The following is an 18920-nucleotide window of genomic DNA, read 5'->3' as shown; positions in this document are numbered from 1 at the left end:
GTACGCACGCGTAGGGACGTCATGGGAATTTGAATGCAACTCGTCATCGTAGAATCGCCGGCCAAGGCCAAGACCATCGAGAAGTACCTGGGCAAGGACTACCGCGTCCTCGCCTCCTACGGCCACGTCCGTGACTTGCCGCCCAAGGACGGATCGGTCCGCCCGGATGAGGCGTTCGCGATGGATTGGGAGCTTTACGGCGACAAGGCCAAGCAGGTGAAGGCCATCACCGACCTTGCCAAGCAGGCCGACCGTCTGATCCTGGCGACCGACCCTGATCGTGAGGGCGAGGCGATTTCCTGGCACGTGCGCGAACTGCTGGCCAAGCGCAAGGCGCTGCCCAAGGACGTGCAGCGCGTCACCTTCAACGCCATCACCAAGGACACGGTGACCAAGGCGATGACCCAGCCGCGTGAGCTGGATCAGGACCTGATCGACGCCTATCTTGCCCGCCGCGCGCTGGACTATCTGTTCGGCTTCACTCTTTCGCCGGTGCTGTGGCGCAAGCTGCCAGGCGCGAAATCGGCAGGCCGCGTGCAGTCCGTCGCGCTGCGTCTGATCGTCTCGCGTGAGCGGGAGATCGAGCTGTTCCGCCCGCAGGAATATTGGTCCGTCGCTGCGCAGATGGCGCATGACGGCACGGACTTCACGGCTAAGCTTGTGGCGTTCGAAGGCGAAAAGCTCGATCGGCTGAGCCTGGGCGACGAAGGCACCGCGATGCGCGCCAAGGCCGCCGTGGAAGCGGGCGCCTTCAAGGTGGAAGGCGTCGAAACCAAGCCGCACCGCCGCAATCCGCAGCCGCCGTTCACCACCTCGACCTTGCAGCAGGAGGCCGCGCGCAAGCTGGGCTTCTCGGCCAGCCACACGATGCGGGTGGCGCAGACGCTGTATGAGGCGGGCGCGATCACCTACATGCGGACCGACGGCGTGCAGATGGACCCTTCGGCAATTTCCGAGGCGCGCGCGGCGATCTCCGACAAGTTCTCGGGCCATTTCCTGCCGGAAAAGCCCCGCCACTACGAAACCAAGGCCAAGAACGCCCAGGAGGCGCACGAGGCGATCCGACCGACGGACTTCACCAAGGAGCGCTTCGGTTCGGGTGACGAGGCGCGGCTCTACGATCTGGTATTCAAGCGCGCGATGGCCAGCCAGATGGCGTCCGCCCAGTTGGAGCGTACCACGATCACGCTGCGCGACGGCACCGGGCGAAACGAATTGCGCGCCACCGGGCAAGTGGTGAAATTCCCCGGCTTCCTGGCCGTGTACGAGGAAGGGCGCGACCAGAAGGGGGAGGATGACGAGGAGAGCGGCCTGCTTCCCGCGATGCAAGCGGGCGACATGCCGGCCAAGAAGGGCGTCAGTGCAGAGCAGCACTTCACCCAGCCGCCGCCGCGCTATTCGGAGGCCAGCCTGGTCAAGCGGCTGGAGGAACTGGGGATCGGCCGGCCTTCCACTTACGCCGCGACGCTGCAGGTCCTGAAGGACCGTAACTACGTCCGCACCGAGAAGAACCGTTTCTTCGCGGAGGAAAGCGGTCGGCTTCTCACCTCGTTCCTTGAGCGGTTCTTCGAGCGCTACGTCGCGTACGAGTTCACCGCCGGGATGGAGGAGGAACTGGACGACGTTTCGGGCGGACGGGCCGAATGGAAGGACGTGCTCGCCGAGTTCTGGCGCGACTTCAAGCCCAAGTCCGACGAAGTGATGGAGCGCAAGCCTTCCGAAGTGATGGAGGGTCTGGACGAGTTCTTGGGCGAATACTTGTTCCCGCCCAAGGAGGATGGCTCCGACCCGCGCCTTTGCCCCAAGTGTGAGGCTGGGCGCTTGTCGCTTCGTGGCGGGCGCTATGGTGCCTTTGTCGCCTGCTCGAACTATCCGGAGTGCAAGTACACCCGCAAGTTCGCGCAGCCGGGCGGGCAAGCCGACGGTGGCGAGGACGAAGGTCTGGGCCAGGACCCGGAGACCGGGCTGGAGATCATGCGCCGCTCGGGCCGCTTCGGGCCCTACATCCAGCTGGGTGAGGGCAAGGAAGCCAAACGTGCCTCGATCCCCAAGGATATCGACGAGCTGAACCTGGAATGGGCAATCAAGCTGCTCAGCTTGCCACGCACGGTCGGCACGCATCCCGAATCCGGCAAGGAGATAACCGCCAGTATCGGGCGTTACGGGCCGTACCTCGTGCATGATAACAAGTACGCACGCTTGCGCTCTACGGCCGAGGTGTTCGAAACCGGCATGAACGCGGCGGTTACGCTGCTGGCCGAAGCGGCGGCGAACAAGGGCGGACGCGGCAATCGCACGCCGGCCGAGCCGATCAAGGTGCTGGGCACGCATCCGATTTCCGGTGGCGAGATGAAGGTGCTGGCGGGCCGCTACGGTCCGTACGTCACGGATGGCACCACCAACGCCACGTTGCCCCGCGATGCCAAGCCCGAGGACCTCACGGCCGAAGCGGCGATCGTGCTGATCGACGAGAAGGCGGCGAAGGGGCCGGCCAAGGGCAAGAAGAAGGCCGCGCCGAAAAAGGCCGCTGCCAAGAAGGCTCCGGCCAAGAAGACGGCGGCGAAGAAGGCCCCGGCCAAGAAAGCAACAAAGGCCAAGGCGGAGGCGGCCGAATGAGCGAGAAGCTTGCCAAGCACAAACAGCCTTGGAAGCCGGATGAGCTGCAGAAACTGCGCACTCTGGCGGACAAGGGCAAAGGGCTGAAGGAAATCGCCAAGGCGCTCAACCGTACCGAGGAATCGACCAAGGATGCGGCCAAGCAGCACGGGATGACGATCGGCAAGCTGCGCTAGGGGCAAAAGCCACCGTCATCCCCGCAAAGGCGGGGGCGACGGTGGTGGGCGGCTTTGGCGTCGATCGCCGCCCGGGGTTTAGTAATGCTCCCTTAGTCTTCCACCGCCACCAGCTTGGGCTGCATCAGGTGGATGAACGCCAGCGCCACCAGATAAGCGCCGCCACAGATCACGAAGAGCGGGGCGTAGCCCAGGCCATGGTCCAGCGACCAGCCGGCGAACTCGATGATCCCGGTCCCGGTCAGGTTCCCGCCGATCGCGCCCAGCGCGATGACGGTGGCGATGCGGCGGGTCGGGATGATCTCGGTCGCCATGCCGAACAGGTTGGTGGAAAAGCCCTGGTGCGCGAACAGGCCGAAACCGATGCACAGCGCCGCGATCCACGGATTGGGCGCGATCATCGCCAGCGGCATCAGCAGCACGACGAGGGCGAAGAACAGCATGGCGCTCTTGCGTGCGGCGTTGAGTGAGAGGCCACGGTGCAGCAGCACCGGATAGAGGGCCCCGCTGCTCACCGCGCCCAGCGCCGCCAGCGTGAAGACCAGCGCGATCGGCCCGCCCAGCGTACCCTGCGTCAGGCCGAACTGGCGTGAGAAGAAGTCAGGCGCCCAGAACAGCACGAACCACCAGACCAGGTCAGTGATCGCCTTGGCGCCGATCACGGTCCAACTGCGCCGATCCGACAGGATTTCCCCCCAGGCGACCTTCGCGGGACCGGCTTTGGCCTGACCACCGACAGGGCGCAGCCGCGAAGTGCTGAGCCGCCAGGCGATCAGCCAGACGATGCCGAGGCCACCGGTGACGACGAATGCGGCCTTCCAGCCGAATGCCAGCGCGAACGGCGGGATCAGCAGCGGTGTCAGGATCGCGCCGATATTGGGCGCAGTGTTGATGATGCCGATGCCCACCGAGCGGCGCTCGATCGGCAGATAGGTGGCCGCCGTCTTCATTGCCGCCGGAGTGTTCACCGATTCGGCGGTGGCCAGCACGGCCCGTGCGACCACGAATTGCTGGACGCTGGCGGCCAGCGCGTGGGCCATCCCCGCCAGGCTCCACACCGCGACAGCCACACCATAAGCCAGCCGCACGCCGAACCGATCGACGAACCAGCCAACGCCGAGCAGCGACACGGCGGCCGAAAGCTGGAAGATCGAACCCAGATGCGCGAATTGCTGGTCGTTCCACTGGAACTCCGCCTCCAGCATCGGCTTGAGCAGCGCCAGCACTTGCCGGTCCACATAGTTGAGCGCGGTGGCGAAGAAGATCAGGCCGATAAGAACGTTCTGGGCGCGGGCGGCGGCCTTGTCCGGCTGTGAAGGGGGCGAGCCTAGTTGTCGCTCAGGTATCGTCATTCGCACTCTCCCACAGATCGACCGCATCTTTGGCGGCTTGCCCGTCCCGGTTACGCAAAGCACTTGCCCGTCCGGGCGCTTGGTCATAGAAGGGATATGACAACGCAGGACATACAGCAAGTGTCTTCGTGCCGATGATACTTGAGAGAGGGCCGCCAAGGGTGACACCAGATCATGCCGGAGACCTGTATGGCGAGATTTTTCTTGCCCAGCAGGACGCGCCTGCGCCGCGCAGGTCCCGGATCGACGAGTGGAAGCTATTGTGGCCAGGATTCGCGGTCTGCGCGATCGCCAGCATCGCCGCCGCTTGGCTTTCCGAGCATTACGGCGCGCCGATCATCCTAATGGGCCTGCTGATCGGCCTGGCGCTGAACTTCATCACCAGCGAGCCGCGCGTCAATCCGGGGCTGGACTTCGTCTCCAAAGGCTGCCTGCGCTGGGGCATCGTCGTGCTGGGCACGCAGGTCACGATCGCGCAGATTGGAGGGCTGGGCCCGGTGCCGTTCCTGGCCTTGCTGATGGTGATGGCGGCGGCGATGGGCGCGGCGCTGCTGGTGGCGCGCCTGACCGGGGCGACGACGGCGATCGGCCTGCTGGCGGGCGGTGCGACCGCGATTTGCGGGGCTTCCGCAGCGCTGGCGCTGTTCGGCGTGCTGGGCCCCAAGCGCGTCAGCCAGGCGCAGTTTGCGCTGACGCTGGTGGTCGTCTCGATGGCCAGCGCGCTGGCGATGTCGTTCTATCCGCCGCTGGCTGCCGCGCTGCATTTCGATGATCGGCAGGCCGGGTTCCTGATCGGCGCGTCGATCCACGACGTGGCGCAGGCGATTGGCGGCGGTTACGCCTTTTCCGATACGGCGGGCAGCTATGCCACGATCGTCAAGCTGAGCCGCGTGGCGCTGCTCGCGCCGGTGGTCACCGTGGTGTCGATCTGGGCGGCGGATGACGATGGGCGGGGGCGGCATTGGATCAGGAAGCTGGCGCTGCCCTGGTTCATCGCATTGTTTCTGGTGGTGGTGGTCCTCAATTCGATGATCGCGGTGCCGCCGGTCGTCGCCAAGTTCTGTCTAACGTTGTCAAAGGCGTTACTGCTGCTGGCGGTGACGGCGACGGCGATGCGGTCGCGCCTTGATCTGGTGATGCAAATGGGCTGGCGAGCGGCCATGCCGGTGGTCGCGGCGACAGTGGCATCGCTGCTGGTCGCCATCGCGTTCAGCATGATGATCTTGTGAAAGGCCCATGATGGAAACGATCTACGATATCGCCGTAATCGGCGGCGGTGTGAACGGCTGCGGGATTGCACGCGATGCCGCCGGGCGCGGCGCGAAAGTGCTGTTGCTGGAGCAGGGCGATCTTGCCAGCGGCACATCATCCGCCTCCACCAAGCTCATTCACGGCGGCTTGCGCTATCTGGAGCACTACGAATTCGGCCTTGTGCGTGAGGCGCTGAGCGAGCGGGAGCGGCTGTGGGCGATCGCCCCGCACATCATCTGGCCGATGCGGTTCGTGCTGCCGCATGTGAAGGGCTTGCGCCCGCGCTGGCTGCTGCGCCTGGGCCTGTTTCTCTATGACCATATCGGCGGTCGCCGCGCGCTGCCCGCCACGCAGAGTGTGGATCTGCACAAGCATCCCGCCGGCAAGGCGTTGAAGCCCGGTTACGGCCCGGCCTTCGTCTATTCCGACGGTTGGGTGGACGATGCCCGCCTGGTGGTCCTGAATGCGCGTGACGCCGCCGATCGCGGTGCGACTATCCTGCCGCGCACGCCGGTGACTGCCATGGAGCGCGAAGGCGAGGGCTGGCTGATCCATACGCCGCACCAATCCTTCCAGGCCCGCGCCGTGGTGAACGCCGCCGGCCCGGCGGTGCTCGATCTGCTGAACCTTTCGGGCGAGAACACCGCGAAGAAAATGCGGCTGGTGCGCGGCTCGCACATCGTCGTGCCGCGCTTGTTCGACCATCCATACGCGTACTTCTTCCAAATTCCCGATGGTCGAATTTTCTTCGCTATCCCGTATCAGCAGGACTTTACGCTGATCGGCACTACCGATCGCGATCATCACGGCCCGCTGAAGGACGTGAAGGCGAGCGAGGAGGAGATCGCGTATCTCTGCGATGCGGCCAACGCCTATTTCGAGCGGCAAATCGGCCCTGGCGACGTGGTGTGGACGTACTCGGGCGTGCGCCCGCTGATCGACGAAGGCACCGGTAAGCCCGAAGCCGCGACGCGGGGCTACAGCTTCGATCTCGACGAGGATGCACAAGGGCGCGCGCCGATCCTCTCCGTCTTCGGCGGCAAGATCACGACTTATCGCCATCTCGCCAAGGACGCGGTGGAGAAGCTGAAGGGCCATGTACCCGGCCTCTCGGGTAAAGATTGGACCGCCGATGCGCCCCTGCCGGGCGGTGACTTTCCGATCGATGGGATCGAGGCGCTGAAGGCTGAAATCGCGGGTAGCTATCGCTTCCTGTCCCCCGCCACGGTCGATCGTGTGGCCCGCGCATACGGTACCCAGGCCCGGCTCTGGCTGTCGGATGCGCAGTCCCCGACGATGCTGGGGCAGGACTTCGGCCATGGGCTGACCAAGGCCGAGGTCGATTATCTCGTCACCCGTGAATGGGCGTGTACGGCTGAGGACATCCTGTGGCGGCGCACCAAGCTGGGGCTGCGGCTGGATGCGGCGCAAGTGGCGGGCCTCAAGGCCTACCTGGGCGAATAAGCGGCGGAAGGGGAGACGATGATGGACGGCTGCATTCTTGTTCTGGACGAGGGAACCACCTCCACCCGTGCGATCGTCTATGCGCATGACGGGCGCGTGCTGCACACCGCGCAAAAGGAACTGACGCAACGCTATCCGCAGCCCGGATGGGTGGAGCATGACGCGAATGAAATCTGGGGACGGACGCTCGATTGTGCGCGCGCCGTCATCGAGCAAGTGGGTGGGGCCGATCGCATCGCCGCGCTGGGCATCACCAACCAGCGCGAGACGGTTGTCGCCTGGGACCGCCAGACCGGCGAGCCGATCACGCGGGCCATCGTATGGCAGGATCGCCGCACCGCGCCGTTTTGCGCCGCCTTGCGCGAAGGCGGGCATGAAGAGGCGGTGCAGGCGCTGACCGGCCTGGTCATCGACCCCTACTTCTCCGGTAGCAAGATGCGCTGGATCCTCGACAATGTGCCCGCCGCGCGCGACCTGGGAGACAGGCTGGCGTTCGGCACCGTGGAAAGCTGGCTGGTCTGGAAGCTGACAGGCGGCCTGCATGTGTCAGACGCCAGCAATGCCAGCCGCACGCAATTGCTGGCGCTGGACGCGCCGGGCTGGGACGAGGGACTGCTGGACTTGTTCGGCGTGCCGCGCGCGGCCTTGCCCCAGGTGGTCGACACTCATGGCGAGATCGGGCGCTGCGATCCGGCGCTGCTGGGCGCTGCCATCCCGATCTGCGGCCTCGCCGGCGATCAGCAGGCCGCCACCATCGGCCAGCATTGCCTTGCCGTGGGTGATACCAAGGCGACATTCGGCACCGGCGCTTTCGTGCTGACCAACATGGGTGCCAAACTGCCGCGCTCCTCGCACCGGTTGCTCGGCACGGTGCTATGCCAGCAGGGTGGCCAACGGACCTATGCGCTGGAAGGCTCGATCTTCGTCGCGGGCAGCCTGATCAAGTGGTTGCGGGACGAACTGGGCGTGATCCGCACCGCCTGCGAGAGCGAGCAGCTCGCTCGCGCCGTGCCGGACAATGGCGGCGTGCTGTTCGTGCCTGCTTTGGCCGGGCTGGGCGCTCCGCACTGGAAGCCGGACGCCACCGGCGTTGTCGCAGGTATCACACAAGGGACCAGCCGCGCCCATATCGTGCGCGCGGCGATGGAGTCACTCGCCCACCAGTGCCATGACCTGCAGGACGCCTTTGCGGCTGACGGCGCGGCGTGGAAGACCTTGCGGATAGACGGCGGCATGAGCGCCAATGACTGGATCGCGCAGGACCTGGCCGATATCCTGGCGCTTCCGGTCGAACGCCCGGCGGACACGGAAACGACCGCACTGGGCGCGGCGATGTTGGCGAGCGTCGGGGTGGGGCTTCATGCCTCGCTGGAAGACGCGGTCTGCATGGGCGGAGAGCGCCAGACGTTTAACGCGGCCATGGATGACGGCGTAAGACAAGCCCGGCTCGCGTTATGGACCGAGGGCTTGCGGCGGCACGTCTGAGCTAGGAGTTCTGTTGCCGGAAAAATACCCCGGGGCCACGAATGCGGCCCCGGGATCAGAGACTTACGGCATCAATACGGTATCGACCACGTGGATCACGCCGTTCGATTGCATGACGTTGGGGATCGTGATCTTGGCCTTGCCACCCTTGGCATCGGTCAGCCACCAGCCGCCAGCCTTGTCCTTCCAAGCGGTCAGCTGCTCTCCCTGGACGGTGGTCAGCATGGCCTTGCCGCCATTGGCCTTTGCCTTGGCCGCAATGTCCATCGCGGTCAGGCGACCGGGCACGACGTGATAGGTCAGGACCTGCGTCAGCTGGGCCTTGTTCTCAGGCTTAAGAAGGGTGTCCACCGTACCGGCGGGCAGCTTCTTGAAGGCGGCGTTCGTGGGAGCGAACACGGTGAACGGACCGGGGCCTTTCAGCGTCTCCACCAGCCCGGCAGCCTTCACCGCCGCGACCAGCGTGGTGTGATCCTTGGAATTGACCGCGTTGTCGACGATGTCCTTGGTCGGATACATCGCGGCGCCACCGACCATCGGGTTCTTGGCCAGCGCCAGCGAAGGTGCGCCAAAGACGAGGGTTGCCGCCATTACGGCGGACAGCGTGCGGGAATATGATTTCATGATAGGCTATCCTTCTTCAGGCATCCTGAAGAAGGATGCGACTGAGTAAGTGGCGGGACGCTATTTGGATGCGCCCGCGAGCTGAAAGAAAGTGTGCCCATTCGGGCAAGGCGTTTAGGCAAACCATCATGCCGCTTGGCGTTCTGGACACGTCTTTTCCTTGGGGATGGCCGCTTCCGCGCCGTCCCTAACGAAGCACATCGGAGCCATCCGCAACGTCATTCATCTCACCGCAAGGATTTTGCAGTCCGTCTCAAAGGGCCTTCTCACCCACGAACTAAATCTCTACCAGATGAGTTGAAGGACGAGTTCAAAGGAGTCGAACCATGCGAACCTTGATGACCCGGGAGTTTCTGCTGCGTCGTATCGACCGTTGCTACCTCGTTGCGGCAGGGGCGCGCCGCGCCGACAAGCGGACGCTTCACCTTGAATTGGCGCGTTATTATCGCAAGGTCCTGAATGCGGTTGCGGACAGCCCGCCGGTCGAAAGCCGTTACGCCGCCGCCTGAGCTATTCCCCCCGGGCGTGGACGCACCGCAATCGTCCACGCCTTTTCTTCCGCGCCGCAGCAGAAGCGTGATTGACTTGTACCGCGCCCGCGTCATGTCTCTGCGGCCATGGACCTGACGCTCACCGCTATCCTCCTCGGCATTGTCGAGGGGCTGACCGAATTCCTTCCGGTATCCTCCACCGGGCACCTAATCCTGGCGACCGAGCTGTTCGGTTACGATGCCAACACGTGGAAGGTCTTCAACATCGTCATCCAGCTGGGCGCGATCCTGGCCGTAGTGGTGCAGTTTTGGCGCACGTTCTGGGCCGTGGGCGCGGGGCTGCTGAAGCTCAACCCCGTCAGCATCCGCTTCGTGCGCAACGTCCTGCTGGCATTCCTGCCGTCCGCGATCCTGGGGCTGGTGCTGAAGAAATACATCAACGTCCTGCTCGGTGCGCCGATTGTCGTCGGCTATGCGCTGGTGCTGGGCGGCATCGCCATCCTCGCCATAGAGAAGATCGCCAAGCCCGGTCCGCTGACCGGCGTGGCCGAGCTGCCCGTGTCCAAGTGCCTGGGCATCGGCGTGGCGCAATGCCTGGCCATGGTGCCGGGCGTCAGCCGCTCTGGCGCCACCATCATGGGCGCACTGGCGATGGGGATCGAGCGCCGCACGGCTGCCGAATTCAGCTTCTTCCTGGCGATTCCCACAATGCTGGGCGCGACCACACTGGAATTGCTGGAATCGCGCCATGAACTTGCCGCTGGTGTCGGCCCGGTAGGGTGGAACGAGATCGCGATCGGTTTCGTGGTATCTTTCATCGTCGCGCTGGTGGTGATCAAGGCGTTCATGGCCTTCGTCAGCAAGTCCGGCTTCAGTCCGTTCGCATGGTATCGCATCGTCGCGGGCGTGGCGGCCATTTTCCTGCTGTCACGCTGATGGGCAAGCTCAAGCGCAAGCCTTACGACGCCGCGCTGGAGGCGCTGGAGCTTGACCTCGTCGGCATGGCGCGGTGGGCGGCGGCCACCGGTGCGCGCATCTGTGTGCTGTTTGAAGGGCGCGATACGGCGGGGAAGGGCGGTGCGATCGGTGCAGTGCGCCACGTCCTCAATCCCCGTCAGTGCCGTGTCGTGGCCCTGTCCGCGCCCAGCGAGCGCGAGCAGGGCGAATGGTATTTCCAGCGCTACGTCCCGCATTTGCCCGCGCGCGGAGAGATCGTGCTGTTCGACCGCAGCTGGTACAACCGCGCCGGCGTGGAGAGCGTGATGGGATATGCCACGCCGGAACAAGTCAGCGCCTTTCTGGATCAGGCTCCGACATTCGAGAAGCTGCTGGTGGACGACGGCGTGCTCCTCTTCAAATACTGGCTGACTTGCGATCAGGACAAGCAGGAGGAGCGCTTGGCCGAGCGGCTGGAGGATCCGCTGAAGCGCTGGAAACTATCACCCATCGATCTTGCCGCGCGCGATAAGTACGATGCTTATACCAAGGCGCGTGAGGCGATGCTGGCGGCGACGCACACGCCTCACGCGCCGTGGACTTTGGTGGACTTCAACGATCAGCGGCGCGGGCGGCTGACCTTGATCCGCAATCTGCTGGATCGCCTGCCGGATACCGATTGCGAGCCACAGCTGCTGAACTTCAAGCCGCTCGATCGCAAGCCGGCGAAGGAGCAGTTCGACGTGTTGAGGCCGATCCCGCATTTCGAAGTGGACTAGGGCGGGGCTTCTACAGGCGTTCTGCTCGGCATATGCGGCACCGCTGCCCTTGACTCGATCCGCCACATCCGCCATGGGCCGCAGCCTTGCAGGGCGGCGCGTTGATGCCGCCCTCATCGTTTGCAAATCACAGGATGTGGCCGCCCCGGCGCGGCTCTAAAGGAACAGGACAAGCGCCATGGCGAAGCCCGCAACTGTCAAGATCCGGCTGGTTTCCACCGCCGACACTGGATTCTTCTACGTCACCAAGAAGAATCCTCGGAACACGACCGAGAAAATGAGCTTCAAGAAGTATGATCCCGTCGTGCGCAAGCACGTCGAGTTCAAGGAAGCCAAGATCAAGTAAGCAAGGGTTCGCGTTCCGGCGATTCAGGGCCGGTTCAAGGCGTCGAACCCATTGGGGAGCCTATGAACCGTACCATCAAGACCCTTCGTAACTGCGCGAGCGCGGCCATTCTGGCCGCGCTTTGTGTTCCAGCCTTCACCGCGTCTGCGCCAGCCGCGGCACAGTCTCGCGCCCCGGCCAGTGGCCAGTTGGGCGAGGTTGTGGAGGCCTTGCGCGGCATCTCCACGCTGCGCGCCAATTTCACGCAGACTGACCGCTCCGGCCAGACCGTCAGCGGCGTGGTCACGATCAAGCGCCCGGGCCGTATCCGCTTTCAGTACGAAAAGGGCGTGCCCTTGCTGATCGTGGGTGACGGCAAGGCACTGACCCTGGTCGATTACGAAGTGAAGCAGGTGCAGCGCTGGCCGATCGGCAACAGCCCGTTGGGCGCGCTACTGGACCCGCGCCGCGATGTGGCGACTTTCGGCACGCTGAAGCCCACCGGCAATCCCAACGTCGTCAGCGTGGAAGTGCGCGATCGCAAGCATCCCGAATATGGCGTGATCACGCTGATCTTCATGCGCAAGGCGTCTGCGCCGGGCGGACTTGAACTCAGTTACTGGGTGGCGCTGGATTCGCAAAACAAACGCACCACCGTGCGCCTCAGCAATCAGCAGTATGGCATCGCTGTTCCTGACTCGGAATTTCGTTGGCGCGATCCTCGACCGACCACTCGTCGATGAAGGGGAACGGCCTGTCGCCAGATGCGCAAGGACAGCGACAAACTGCGACATTTCCTTTCGCTTCGTTCACTTGGCAGCAAGGCGATGCACCCTACATAGGGGTTGTCAGCAAGGCCTGAGGCGGGTTTCCCCCCTGTTGCCCAGCCTCACTACTGGCCGCTGATAAGCGTGACGAACGCTCAACTGGAACCCTCGAGCCTCTGCCCCCGGCTCGAGGGTTTTCCATTTCTAGACCACCTTCCGCATCAGCACTCCGTCCCGCCGTTGCGACGCGCAAAGTCGGCGGGGAGGGTACTGGCATTTCGTGGATCGCATGCCTAAAGCTCCCGCCATGGTCAGTATCGCCACCTGGAACATCAATTCCGTCCGCCTTCGCATCGATCAGGTGGAGCGGTTCCTGACGGAGCAGACTCCCGACGTGCTGTGCCTGCAGGAGATCAAGGTGGCGGAGCATCTGTTTCCGCACGATATGTTCGAGCGGCTGGGCTACACCCATCGCGCGATCCATGGGCAGAAGGGCTACCACGGTGTCGCTACCGTCAGCCGCCTGCCCTTCCGCGATTTCAGCCGGCATGACTGGCAGGACAACGGCGAAGCGCGGCACGTCGGCGTGGAACTGCTGGGGGCGGGGCAGGGCTTGATCCTGGAAAACGTCTATATCCCGGCCGGCGGTGATATCGCCGATCGCGCGCTCAATCCCAAGTTCGGCCAGAAACTGGACTTTCTGGAGCGCATGACGCGCTGGGCGGAGCAGATCGAGCGGCCCAGCCTGATCGTGGGAGACTTCAACATCGCGCCGCTGGAAAGCGACGTCTATGATCACAAGGCGCTGCTCAAGGTCGTCAGCCACACACCGATTGAGGTTGATACGCTGAACCGGTTCCGGGATGCGCACGGCTGGGTGGACATGGGCCGCCAGTTCATCCCCGCGCCGGAGCGTAACTATTCCTGGTGGTCCTACCGCAGCTATTGGCGGCAGAAGGACCAGGGGCGGCGGCTGGACCATATGTGGGCCTCGCCCGAACTGGCCCCACAAGCGCGCGGGCATCGCTTCGTGGACGAAACCCGCCGGTGGGAGCAACCGAGCGACCACGTGCCGTTGATCACCGAGTTCGATCTCTGAGCGCATCGTCCGCCTCTCGCCGCGTCGCCCTGGCGATCGACGCCTTGCGCCACGGCTGGCCGATCCGGGTGGACGATGCGTTCACGCTGCTGCCGGCGGAGACAGGCTTTGCCCCGCAGGCAGGTGCCGCGCGCATGCTGATCTCGGCGGCGCGCGCCGTGACATTGAAGCTGGCCAACCAGCGCGAGGCGGCGGTACCCGAAGCTCCGGTACTGATCCGGGCGGCGGAGCCGTTCGATCTGGATGCCGCCCGGGCAGTGGCCGATCCGGCGCTTGATCTGGTCTATCCGATGAAGGGCCCGTTCGCGGCCGAGCATCTGGTTTACGGCGAAGCGGCGGTGACGGCGCTGGAACTGGCGCGGCTGGCAGGGATATTGCCTGCCTTTCTGGTCGACCCGGCTCCGGTGGATGATGCGCAGGCGGTACAGTCCGGCGATCTGGCGCAGTGGAAGGACACTGCGCGCCTTATCATCGCGTCGCGCGCGCATCTGCCGGTGGAAGCCGCGCAGGATGCCGAGATCGTGGCCTTCCGCTCTCGCGATGACATGCGCGAGCATGTGGCGCTGATCATCGGCCAGCCGAACGGGGACCGCGCGCCGCTGGTGCGCTTGCACTCCGAATGCCTGACCGGCGATATCCTGGGCTCGCTCAAATGCGATTGCGGACCGCAGTTGCACGCCGCGCTGCACGCCATGGCGCATGAGGCCAAGGCTTCCGGTCACGGCGAGGGCGAAAGTGGCGGCGGCTGGGGCGTGCTGCTCTATCTGCGGCAGGAAGGGCGGGGCATCGGCCTCATCAACAAGCTGCGCGCCTATCGCCTGCAGGATGAGGGCTTCGATACCGTGGACGCCAACAACCGGCTGGGCCTTCCCACCGAAGCGCGGGATTTTCCGGTGGCGGCGCGCATGCTGGAACTGCTGGGTGTGCGCACAATCCGGCTGATGACGAACAACCCCGCCAAGGTCGCGGCCTTGGAGGAAGTTGGCGTGAAGGTGGCGGAGCGGGTGCCGCACCAGTTGCCGCCCAATCCGCACAACGCCCGCTATCTCGATACCAAGCGCGATCGCACCGGGCACCTTCTGTAAGGTCTGAGCGGGCGGCTTCAGGAACCCCGCATCGTTCCCCGCGTTGCCCCGCCATGAGCATCAACGTCGACACCCCGCCCGTGACCGAACGCAAACGCGCCCTGGCGCGCACGCAAGGTTTGCCGTGGGTGCTGTTCATCGTCATGCTCGCGATCGCGGCGTGGCTGGGCTACCGGGCGTTCTGGCCCAAGGGCGGCGGTGATCCTATCGGCACGACCATCGTCGCGTTCGAAAAGCAGAACCGATTGACGGTGTTCAGCGCGCAATTGGCGCCGGTGGTCTCAGCCGAGGACAGCCGCCTGCTGGGCCTGGTCAAGTCCCGCCAGGTCGCGGTGATCCCGGCTCGAGTCGACTATTCGCTCGACCTGTCGAAGATGGATCGCAATCGGCTGGCCTGGAACACCAGTACGCACACGCTGGACGTGTTGCTACCGCCGCTGACCGTGGGCACGCCCAATCTGGATGAAGCCCGTGCGCAATATCTGCGCGAGGGCGTGTGGATCACCCGCGATGCGCAGGATGCCCTCAGCCGAGCCAACACCCGCTTGGCCGAGCAGCAGGCGACGCAGCAAGCGGGCAATCCGGTGCTGGTCGGCCTGGCGCGCTCCGCCGCCAAGGACGCGATCCGCCAGAACCTGGCAATCCCGCTGGAGATCGCCGGTTTTGGTGATGTCACCGTGAACGCGCGCTTCGAAGGCGAGCCTGCACCCGCGAAGTAGAGCGCCCAGATTCAAAATTGCTTGGGCTATGGGCTGCCGCTCACTACATGGGCGCCAACGATCCCAGGGGACACCATGACCGCACAGACATTGAACCTGACCGGCCTCGACTTGCGCGCGGAGATTGAGCGTTTGCGCCATGAGCGCAAGGCCGTGATCCTGGCGCATTACTACCAGAAGCCCGAGCTGCAGGACCTCGCCGACTTCGTGGGCGATTCCCTGGAATTGAGCCGCAAGGCGGCTGATACCGACGCGGAAGTGATCGCCTTTTGCGGCGTCAAGTTTATGGCCGATACGGCCAAGATTCTCAGCCCCAACAAGATCGTTGTGCTGCCGGACATGGACGCCGGATGCAGCCTGGAAGATTCGTGCCCGCCTGAAAAGTTCAAGGCGTTTCGCGAGGCGCACCCCGATCACATCGCGCTGACCTACATCAATTGCTCGACCGAAGTGAAGGCGCTGTCAGACGTGATCGTCACCAGCTCCAGCGCGGAGACGATCCTGCAGCAGATACCCAAGGACCAGAAGATCATCTTCGGCCCGGACCGGCATCTGGGCGGCTATCTCAACCGCAAGTTCGGCCGTGACATGCTTCTGTGGCCGGGCGTTTGCATCGTCCACGAAGCTTTCAGCGAAACCGAGCTGCTGAAACTGCGCGCTCAGCATCCCGGAGCGCCGATCGCCGCCCACCCTGAGTGCCCGCCGAACATCGTCGATCATGCGGACTATGTCGGCTCTACCAGCGGCATTCTGCAGTTTGCCAAGACGATGCCGGGCGATACGCTGATCGTGGCGACCGAGCCGCACATCATCCATCAGATGCAGTTGGCCCTGCCGGAGAAGACCTTCATCGGCGCCCCCGGTGCGGACGGCAACTGCAACTGCAACATCTGCCCCTACATGGCGCTCAACACCATGGAGAAGCTCTACCTCGCTCTGCGCGATCTGGAGCCGCGCATCGAGATCGCCGAGCCGCTGCGGCTTGCGGCGAAGAAGAGCCTCGACAAGATGCTGGAAATGGCCAGCGGCACCATCGGCAAGGGCGATCTGGGCGGGCGGTAATGCGTTGCGCCGGGCGCATTTCCGACGGCCGTTTTCACGGGTATCCTTTTCGTCCTTCGGGCGTTTAGCCGATAACCATCGACTCTCGATAGATCTGTCATCCCGGAGCGTCTTGCCATGCGTTTGCCTCAGCTAGATCACACCGCTCTGACTGACGGGCGCGCCACGCTCTATGCCGATATGAAGCAGGGCATAGAGCAGAACTTCAAGGGCTTCACCGCGATCGATGGCAATGGCGATCTGGTCGGGCCCTGGAATCCTTGGCTGACATTTGACAAGTTCGGCGGCCCGGTCTGGGAGTTGGTGAAAGCGCTGGCGCAGAAACCGGAACTGGATGGAACGGTTCGCGAAGTCGCGATTCTAGTCACGGGTGCGCATTTCCACTCTGAATACGAATTATACGCCCATATCCATATCGCTGAAAATCGCGGGTTAAGCGACGATCAAATCCGCACCATCATCAGCGGCAACCGCCCAGCCGACCTTTCCGCGACTGAAAGCCTAGCCTACGACTTCGCCACGGTTCTGGTCACCGGCAAGATCGTGCCTGAGTTTCTCTACCGGCAGATGATTGACATGTTCGGACAGGGCGGCACTGCGGAATTGATCTACTTGGTTGGGCTTTATTGCATGGTTTCAACCACGCTCAACGGGTTCAAGGTTCCGCTGCCGGAAGATGGCGATGACTGACCGATGCCAGCGTGCGACCGGCCTTATGGCGCAGGGCGATCCCCCACTTTCGCCAGCACAAGCGCGCCCGCCAGCAGGACCATGCCCAGGACGTCCCCTGCGCTGAGCATTTCGCCGAAGGCCAGCCAGCCGGTGAGGGCGGAGATGGCCGGCTGGGTCAGCAGCGCCAGGCCGATCACCAGCGGCGGGAAATTCTTCAGCGAATAGATCAGCAGCCCCTGGCCCACGACCTGGCTACTCATCGCCAGCACCAGCAGCGGCGTCCAGTTGCCGGGCACGATCGCCTCGCCCATCAGCGCCGCCACGCCCAGCAGGATCGGCGCTCCGGTCAGGGTGGACCAGAACAGCAGCGAGAACTGGCCCAGTCGCGCGCGGGCCGGGGCCAGCATCAGGATGTAGAACGCGTAGAAGAACCCCGCGAGCAGGCAAAACAGGTCTCCCACGAAACTGGCGTGGCTGATCTCCAGCGAACCGCCCATCAGCACCGCCGCCCCGGATAGCGCGCAGAGGATGGCGATGATCTCAAGCGCGCGCGGAGCACGGCGGGCGGCGATCAAGCCCCAGGCCATCAGGATGACGCTGCCCGAATTGCCGAACAGCGATGCGTTGGCCAGCTTGGTGGTGGCGATGCCGATGTGCCAGCTGGCCAGGTCCAGCGCAAAGAACACGCCCGCTCCCGCCACCAGCGCGAGCGTGGCCCCGCTGACGCTCCGGCGCTGCACCGGATCACGGCGGGAGAGGACGAAGATCACGGGAAGCGCCAGCGTCAGCCGCCAGAACCCTGCGGCGACGGGGCCGGTATCCGCCAGCCTGACGAACCATGGGCCTAAAGCCAGTGCGACGTTCGCCAGCAGCAGGGCGGCCAGATGGCCTGCGCTCCAGCGCGGCGATGGTGCGGAATGAGCTTCCATCGCCGCGCCTTAGCTGCGGATCATCGGCGTTGATAGCCACGCTGCCACGTGTCCGCCCGGCCTTGCCTGCCGGCGGGCACGGGCTGGCCGAAGTTAGTGCGCCACCTGCTTCAGATCTTCGCCACGGGTCTTCCACAAGGACCAGACCACGCCGCCCGCGATCAGCGCCACGGTTACCGCCAGGCTGAGCAGCGGGGGAAACTTGGCCCCGCCCAGCACGAAGTCTGCGATCAGGATCTTCGCGCCGATGAACACCAGCACCAGCGCCAGCGCATACTTCAGGTAGTGGAAGCGGTGCACCATCGCCGCCAGCGCAAAATACAGCGCGCGCAGGCCGAGGATCGCCATGATGTTCGAGGTGTAGACGATGAACGTGTCACTGGTGATGGAGAAGATCGCCGGCACCGAATCCACCGCGAAGACCAGATCGGCCAGGTTGATCACCACCAGCGCCAGGAACAGCGGTGTCGCCGCCCAGGCCAGTTGACCTTGCGCATTCGGGGCCCTCACGAAGAAGTGGCTGCCGTGATGTTCCTTGGTGACGTTGAGGTGCTTCGATATCCAGCGCACCGCCGGGTTCTTGCCGATGTCCGGCTCACTTTCTCCGGTAAACAGCATCTTCACGCCGGTGAAGACCAGGAAGGCGGCGAATATCCACATCACCCAGTGCGCGCTGGCGATCAGCGCCGCGCCGCCCGCGATCATCAGGCCGCGCAGCACGATGACGGCAAGAATGCCCCAAAGCAACGCGCGATACTGGTACTTCGCCTCGATCGCGAAGAACCCGAAGATCATCGATATGACGAAGACGTTGTCGATCGACAGCGCCTTTTCGATGAAATAGCCGGTGTAGTATTCCACGCCGGCCTGCTGGCCCTTGGCGTAAAGCACCCAGGCGCCGAACAGCATGGCGATGAAGATATAAAAGACGGACAGCTTGAGGGATTCGCCGATGCCCATCTCCTTGTCGTCTTTGTGCAGGACGCCAAGGTCGAAGGCGGTGAGGATCAGGACGATCGCGGCAAATGCCAGCCAGAACCACGCAGGCGTGCCCAGCCAGTCAGCAATTAGAAATTCCATGGCTCAAG

General features: G+C 64.2%; 19 protein-coding genes. 15 read left to right on the top strand and 4 right to left on the bottom strand.

What is annotated here, in order from left to right; genetic code table 11:
* Positions 1-33: 33 nt before the first annotated feature.
* Together topA and GGR39_RS07765 are read left to right on the top strand one after the other, a co-directional pair.
* Positions 34-2616: a type I DNA topoisomerase gene (topA, locus tag GGR39_RS07770; RefSeq protein WP_183616616.1), complete on the top strand. Its 2583-nt coding sequence runs from the start codon at positions 34-36 to the stop codon at positions 2614-2616.
* Entirely contained in the window at positions 2613-2792 is a 180-nt protein-coding gene (locus tag GGR39_RS07765) for a hypothetical protein (RefSeq protein WP_058736935.1), read from the top strand. The genes topA and GGR39_RS07765 overlap by 4 nt, the downstream gene beginning before the upstream one ends.
* A 92-nt stretch (positions 2793-2884) precedes the next feature.
* Here GGR39_RS07765 and GGR39_RS07760 read toward each other — a convergent pair whose 3' ends face one another.
* Positions 2885-4144 carry an MFS transporter gene (locus tag GGR39_RS07760; RefSeq protein WP_183616615.1) on the bottom strand — a complete coding sequence of 420 codons (1260 nt, stop codon included), beginning with the start codon at positions 4142-4144 and terminating at the stop codon, positions 2885-2887.
* Between the two features lie 161 nt (positions 4145-4305).
* On the opposite strand from GGR39_RS07760, the gene GGR39_RS07755 reads away from it, so the two are divergent.
* From GGR39_RS07755 to GGR39_RS07745, 3 genes are read left to right on the top strand one after another with little or no spacing between them, the layout of a single operon-like run.
* Positions 4306-5373: a YeiH family protein gene (locus GGR39_RS07755; RefSeq protein WP_343055824.1), complete on the top strand. Its 1068-nt coding sequence runs from the start codon at positions 4306-4308 to the stop codon at positions 5371-5373.
* A 7-nt stretch (positions 5374-5380) separates the two neighbouring features.
* Entirely contained in the window at positions 5381-6859 is a 1479-nt protein-coding gene (locus tag GGR39_RS07750; RefSeq protein WP_183616613.1) for a glycerol-3-phosphate dehydrogenase, read from the top strand.
* Between the two features lie 18 nt (positions 6860-6877).
* Positions 6878-8344: an FGGY family carbohydrate kinase gene (locus GGR39_RS07745; protein WP_183616612.1), complete on the top strand. Its 1467-nt coding sequence runs from the start codon at positions 6878-6880 to the stop codon at positions 8342-8344.
* Positions 8345-8407: 63 nt separating this feature from the next.
* Here the strand turns inward: GGR39_RS07745 and GGR39_RS07740 are convergent, their stop codons facing one another.
* Positions 8408-8935 carry a fasciclin domain-containing protein gene (locus tag GGR39_RS07740; protein WP_246388555.1) on the bottom strand — a complete coding sequence of 176 codons (528 nt, stop codon included), beginning with the start codon at positions 8933-8935 and terminating at the stop codon, positions 8408-8410.
* A 359-nt stretch (positions 8936-9294) separates the two neighbouring features.
* Between GGR39_RS07740 and GGR39_RS07735 the strand changes: the two genes are divergently transcribed.
* From GGR39_RS07735 to GGR39_RS07690, 10 genes are all read left to right on the top strand, one after another.
* Positions 9295-9477 (top strand): hypothetical protein, encoded by a 183-nt coding sequence (locus GGR39_RS07735; RefSeq protein ID WP_183616610.1) that lies wholly within the window; start codon positions 9295-9297, stop codon positions 9475-9477.
* A gap of 108 nt (positions 9478-9585) precedes the next feature.
* A complete protein-coding gene (locus tag GGR39_RS07730; RefSeq protein WP_183616609.1) occupies positions 9586-10395 on the top strand; it encodes an undecaprenyl-diphosphate phosphatase in 810 nt (269 codons plus the stop codon).
* The gene (ppk2, locus tag GGR39_RS07725) at positions 10344-11174 is read left to right on the top strand and encodes a polyphosphate kinase 2 (RefSeq protein WP_425490592.1); all 831 of its coding nucleotides are present in this window, start codon (positions 10344-10346) and stop codon (positions 11172-11174) included. Before GGR39_RS07730 ends, ppk2 begins: the two co-directional genes overlap by 52 nt.
* A 178-nt stretch (positions 11175-11352) precedes the next feature.
* On the top strand, positions 11353-11520 hold the full coding sequence (rpmG, locus tag GGR39_RS07720; protein WP_058736926.1) for a 50S ribosomal protein L33: 168 nt from the start codon (positions 11353-11355) through the stop codon (positions 11518-11520).
* Positions 11521-11582: 62 nt separating this feature from the next.
* Positions 11583-12242, top strand: a complete 660-nt coding sequence (locus GGR39_RS07715; RefSeq protein WP_183616608.1) for a LolA family protein — start codon at positions 11583-11585, stop codon at positions 12240-12242.
* A gap of 331 nt (positions 12243-12573) precedes the next feature.
* Positions 12574-13365 (top strand): exodeoxyribonuclease III, encoded by a 792-nt coding sequence (locus GGR39_RS07710; RefSeq protein WP_183616607.1) that lies wholly within the window; start codon positions 12574-12576, stop codon positions 13363-13365.
* Positions 13362-14450, top strand: coding sequence for a GTP cyclohydrolase II (ribA, locus tag GGR39_RS07705; protein WP_221226035.1), 1089 nt, complete (start codon positions 13362-13364; stop codon positions 14448-14450). Before GGR39_RS07710 ends, ribA begins: the two co-directional genes overlap by 4 nt.
* Before the next feature lie 53 nt (positions 14451-14503).
* The gene (locus GGR39_RS07700; RefSeq protein ID WP_183616605.1) at positions 14504-15169 is read left to right on the top strand and encodes a DUF4230 domain-containing protein; all 666 of its coding nucleotides are present in this window, start codon (positions 14504-14506) and stop codon (positions 15167-15169) included.
* 75 nt (positions 15170-15244) lie between these two features.
* Positions 15245-16231, top strand: a complete 987-nt coding sequence (gene nadA, locus GGR39_RS07695; RefSeq protein WP_183616604.1) for a quinolinate synthase NadA — start codon at positions 15245-15247, stop codon at positions 16229-16231.
* 117 nt (positions 16232-16348) lie between these two features.
* Entirely contained in the window at positions 16349-16921 is a 573-nt protein-coding gene (locus tag GGR39_RS07690) for a carboxymuconolactone decarboxylase family protein (RefSeq protein ID WP_183616603.1), read from the top strand.
* 23 nt (positions 16922-16944) lie between these two features.
* Here the strand turns inward: GGR39_RS07690 and GGR39_RS07685 are convergent, their stop codons facing one another.
* Entirely contained in the window at positions 16945-17832 is an 888-nt protein-coding gene (locus GGR39_RS07685; protein WP_183616602.1) for a DMT family transporter, read from the bottom strand.
* Positions 17833-17925: 93 nt separating this feature from the next.
* A complete protein-coding gene (locus tag GGR39_RS07680; RefSeq protein ID WP_183616601.1) occupies positions 17926-18912 on the bottom strand; it encodes a TerC family protein in 987 nt (328 codons plus the stop codon).
* Positions 18913-18920: the final 8 nt, after the last annotated feature.

The organism is Novosphingobium fluoreni, from assembly GCF_014196615.1.
Taxonomy (GTDB): Bacteria; Pseudomonadota; Alphaproteobacteria; order Sphingomonadales; family Sphingomonadaceae; genus Novosphingobium; species Novosphingobium fluoreni.
The sequence above is the reverse complement of the archived record's forward strand: the minus strand, read 5'-3'. Positions and strand labels throughout refer to the sequence as shown.

Coding starts and splice junctions, on each gene's coding strand:
- topA (WP_183616616.1), top strand. CDS start 34: ATGCAACTCGTCATCGTAGAATCGCCGGCCAAGGCCAAGACCATCGAG.
- GGR39_RS07680 (WP_183616601.1), bottom strand. CDS start 18,912: ATGGAATTTCTAATTGCTGACTGGCTGGGCACGCCTGCGTGGTTCTGG.
- GGR39_RS07690 (WP_183616603.1), top strand. CDS start 16,349: ATGCGTTTGCCTCAGCTAGATCACACCGCTCTGACTGACGGGCGCGCC.
- nadA (WP_183616604.1), top strand. CDS start 15,245: ATGACCGCACAGACATTGAACCTGACCGGCCTCGACTTGCGCGCGGAG.
- GGR39_RS07745 (WP_183616612.1), top strand. CDS start 6,878: ATGATGGACGGCTGCATTCTTGTTCTGGACGAGGGAACCACCTCCACC.
- GGR39_RS07740 (WP_246388555.1), bottom strand. CDS start 8,935: ATGGCGGCAACCCTCGTCTTTGGCGCACCTTCGCTGGCGCTGGCCAAG.
- GGR39_RS07710 (WP_183616607.1), top strand. CDS start 12,574: ATGGTCAGTATCGCCACCTGGAACATCAATTCCGTCCGCCTTCGCATC.
- GGR39_RS07700 (WP_183616605.1), top strand. CDS start 14,504: ATGAGCATCAACGTCGACACCCCGCCCGTGACCGAACGCAAACGCGCC.
- GGR39_RS07730 (WP_183616609.1), top strand. CDS start 9,586: ATGGACCTGACGCTCACCGCTATCCTCCTCGGCATTGTCGAGGGGCTG.
- GGR39_RS07685 (WP_183616602.1), bottom strand. CDS start 17,832: ATGGAAGCTCATTCCGCACCATCGCCGCGCTGGAGCGCAGGCCATCTG.
- GGR39_RS07760 (WP_183616615.1), bottom strand. CDS start 4,144: ATGACGATACCTGAGCGACAACTAGGCTCGCCCCCTTCACAGCCGGAC.
- GGR39_RS07765 (WP_058736935.1), top strand. CDS start 2,613: ATGAGCGAGAAGCTTGCCAAGCACAAACAGCCTTGGAAGCCGGATGAG.
- ppk2 (WP_425490592.1), top strand. CDS start 10,344: ATGGTATCGCATCGTCGCGGGCGTGGCGGCCATTTTCCTGCTGTCACG.
- GGR39_RS07750 (WP_183616613.1), top strand. CDS start 5,381: ATGATGGAAACGATCTACGATATCGCCGTAATCGGCGGCGGTGTGAAC.
- rpmG (WP_058736926.1), top strand. CDS start 11,353: ATGGCGAAGCCCGCAACTGTCAAGATCCGGCTGGTTTCCACCGCCGAC.
- GGR39_RS07715 (WP_183616608.1), top strand. CDS start 11,583: ATGAACCGTACCATCAAGACCCTTCGTAACTGCGCGAGCGCGGCCATT.
- GGR39_RS07735 (WP_183616610.1), top strand. CDS start 9,295: ATGCGAACCTTGATGACCCGGGAGTTTCTGCTGCGTCGTATCGACCGT.